This is a genomic window from Rhizomonospora bruguierae (assembly GCF_018397995.1).
GTDB lineage: Bacteria > Actinomycetota > Actinomycetes > Mycobacteriales > Micromonosporaceae > Rhizomonospora > Rhizomonospora bruguierae.
Genome location: NZ_BBQH01000122.1, coordinates 1 through 3,411, shown reverse-complemented (window position 1 = coordinate 3,411; position 3,411 = coordinate 1). Strand labels below are relative to the sequence as shown.

Genomic DNA, 3,411 nt, shown 5'->3' with positions numbered 1-3,411 from the left:
ACAGGCCGAAAAGCACGGACTGATCTTCTGGGCGTTCGGCACGTTTGGCGTGCGGTTGTACGTCAGTTCGATGTAGGGGGTCTTGGACGAGGCCTCCGACGAGTTGAACTTCTTCCACCCGTCGTGGTTGGTCTCGCTGGACGCCCGTAGCCCGATGTTCGCGGTGGCCTGGTGGTTGGTGAAGCTGTACTGCAGGATGTTCTTCACCGACACCGACACCCACCCGGCTGCGCAGCCGCTGTAACCCTTCGTGGCGGTCGAGGTCCCGTCCTTCGCCGACCAGGCCGGCTGCGCACCCCACCGTGTCGACGTGCTCGCCGCCCCAGTACGCCACGCCTCCCACGACGCCCCGGTGCACGACCACGAGACCGTCTCCCACAGAAACAACTCCGCCTTCGTCACCGTGCTGTCCCAGTACGCGTTCAGGCTTTTGAACGTCAGGAACGACCGCGCCTTGCATCCACCCCCGCAGCCCTTCGTCGCATCGTCGCTGTACCCGAGCTTCAACTCAGTCGACCCGGACTGATCCGTGTTCGAGATCGTGTCCTGCACGAACGTGTCGAATCCCGGCTCCAAGTTCACCGACGGGTCAACCGTCACCGGGAACGTCACCGCCGGATCCGCGAAGAACTCCTCACCGGGCGACAACACCAGATCCGTCCCCGAATCGGTCGCGACCAGGGACATCGGCACCTCAGCCGTACGCGGGCGTTCACCAGAGTGCGCGGTCATTGGGGAGGCGTCCCACATTACCGCCGGCGACACACTCACCACCGACCCTGACGGGGCCTGACCAGTCAGACTCGCCCCTGCCCGCCCACCGGTCAGCGTGGCCGCCGACTGCCACGGCATCGACACCGACCGCAGCTCGCCCACCGCCTGCAGCGTCTTGATCCGGAACGAGTACTCAAACCCCGTGCGCCGCGCCTCAACCACCAGGTCCACGCCTGGTCGCACGTCCACATAGGTCGCGGTCGCTCCATCCAGGACCGGCGCCGGCAACTGGCCACGCCACCCCAACCGCACCCGGTCAGCGCCGCCGCCCAACACCACCAGATCATCCGAACCAGCGTCGTGCCCACCGGACAACGTCAATCCACGCGGATGCGCCTTCGGCACCACCGACCCGTCAGCACGGCGCTCCAACGTCAGATCGATATCCACCCACCGATTCGCCGCGTCCAGCATCCGCACCGGAGACACATGAACCCGCGACTGCAACGTCCCATCCGGCTGCGCCCACACCTGCGCCGTCGGCGTCCGCAACCCGGTCACCTCAACCGACCGCCGCTTCCGGTATGCCAGCAGCATCGCACTGGCCTGATCAGGCGCCTCCAACATGGCATCCGCGGCAAGGCTCAAGCTGTCAGAGGCCGACGGAGGCGGCGCATCCTGTCCATCGACGCGGCCGGCAAGCACAGGAACCGCCAAGACCGACCCGGCCAGGACCGACGTCATCACCAACGCCAGCCGACGCCCACCCGCTCGAACACGCAACGCAAGCCCCCCGCCACTCATCGCACAGACACGCGGCGGGAGCGTAACCATCAATAGAGGCGGCCGTCAATGATCTCTCTCATCGGCGGTAGAGCAACTCGACTCCCGGCGGCAAAACCGGCGAAAGGGCAGGCGGCATCATCTAGCCCCTACCGTGGCGCAATATTGAATTTCTCGCCGGTGAACCGCCAGAACAGCGGCACCGCCTTGTCGATGGGCCGGACGATTTCGTCGCGGAGCCCGCTGCCAGCCTGATACCACATCACCACTACCGGCTGGCATTTCTTTCCCCAGCCATACGTCTCGATTGTGACCACGGAGTATGGCGGCTGGCAGTGTTCGATGTCGACAAAATGGAGTCCGCTGATCGAGTAGTTGGCGGCGAGATTGCCCGCGACACCGGAGTGGGTCACACTGTCGATGATCTCGATCATGGCGAGGTGCTCCGGACGGCGTTCCGCTAACGACCAGTACCAATCGAGCAGCTCTGACCAAGGGCGTGCTACGAACGGCCGATCCGACCATGTGTACGGCCGCCACCGGCGGAACGCTGCGAGGCTGGCTGGTCTGAGCACGCATTGAGGGCAGAGCCAAAGCAAAGTTAGTTGATCTTTGTTGGGCCTGATGACGGGGTTGGTGTACGAGCGCGGCCTTCCTTAGTAGACGATGACGGTTCTCTACGCCAGCCGTCGTCTGCAAGAAAGGCCGCTCGTGTCAGTCTCCCAGAGCCAAAGCAAAGTCAGTTGATCATGGACGGGATGCGTTGAGCAGGGCGGGAATGAGCATCTTGTCGGCGTGGTGACGTTCCATGACCTGTTTGATCTTGGTGTGTCCGGCGAGGCGGATCAAGGCGATGGCGAGGTTGCGTAGGGCGGCCATCGCGTGGGCGACACCACCGAGGTAGGCGTGGTGGGTGTCCTCGCCGAACAGGACGTCGCGGACCCAGTGGATTTTGTTCTCAATCCACCAATGGCCCCGTACATGGGCGGCGGTCTCGGCTGCGGTGCTGGTCAGGCTGGTGATCCCGTGAATGATCTGCTTGCTGACGCGTTGCCCGTCCGCGGCGTAGACGTCGCGGCGCAGCCGGAACACCTGGACCGCGCCGGGGAAGTCGATGCCGGTGGCGGGTGCGGTCCACATCGTGCGGGTGATCCGGTAGCCGTTACGGCGTTCGGTACTGACATCGGCGCTGGTGGCGGCGGTCGCCGCGGGGAGCCGACCGGTGATCGCCGCGAGGAGGGCGGGCTTGTTGGCCTTGACGGTGAACACGTAGTCCGCGTGGCGTCCTCGCAGGTAGCCGGCGGTGTCGCTGCTGGGATGCGCCGCGTCGGCGGTGATGACCATCCCGGCCACGTCGATCGGGTCCAGCAGGGCCGCGATCTGGGTGACCTCGGTGGTGTCGGCCGGGACCTGGACCTGCGCGATGACCACCGTGGTGTCGTGCCTCATCGCCGAGAACAACTGCACGTCGAGACCGCTGCCGCCACTGGAGTGCCGAACAGTCTTCCCGTCCAACGCCAGGCCGATCCCGGCCGGATCGCCGAGCCGGGCGGCCAGCCACGCACAGACCAGACGGTCCACCACAGCCGCGTCGACCGTTTCGGCCAGCCGACGCAGCGTGTCCCGGCCTGGCACGACCCGGATCCCCAGCACCGGATGCCGACGCGCACCCGCCGCGGCCAGCAACCCCTGCGGCAACTCGGCGACCCGGTCCGCAGCCTGCCGGAAGTTCCGCGCCCCGCACAACAACGCCAACGTCAACACGGTCAACACCGCAGGCAGGCGATGACGCACACCCCGCCCCTTACGCGGATCGGAGACCTGCGCGAACAACACGGCCAGCGCCGCGACCTGCCCGGAGTCCACCTCCCCACGCTCATCCGTGACGACACCTGCGACAGCATGGGAGACTGA

The 3,411-nt window shown here is 65.9% G+C and carries 3 protein-coding genes; all 3 read right to left on the bottom strand.

The features are described from left to right. Positions 1–1,458 (bottom strand): DNRLRE domain-containing protein (locus KJS59_RS30265; RefSeq protein WP_249715165.1); only part of this gene is annotated, 1,458 nt, incomplete at its 3' end. A gap of 188 nt (positions 1,459–1,646) precedes the next feature. After that, positions 1,647–1,931 (bottom strand): hypothetical protein, encoded by a 285-nt coding sequence (locus KJS59_RS30260; protein WP_213457364.1) that lies wholly within the window; start codon positions 1,929–1,931, stop codon positions 1,647–1,649. Between the two features lie 313 nt (positions 1,932–2,244). Continuing rightward, positions 2,245–3,363 (bottom strand): ISAs1 family transposase, encoded by a 1,119-nt coding sequence (locus KJS59_RS30255; protein WP_213457362.1) that lies wholly within the window; start codon positions 3,361–3,363, stop codon positions 2,245–2,247. Between the last annotated feature and the right edge of the window lie 48 nt (positions 3,364–3,411).

Coding starts and splice junctions, on each gene's coding strand:
- KJS59_RS30260 (WP_213457364.1), bottom strand. CDS start 1,931: ATGATCGAGATCATCGACAGTGTGACCCACTCCGGTGTCGCGGGCAAT.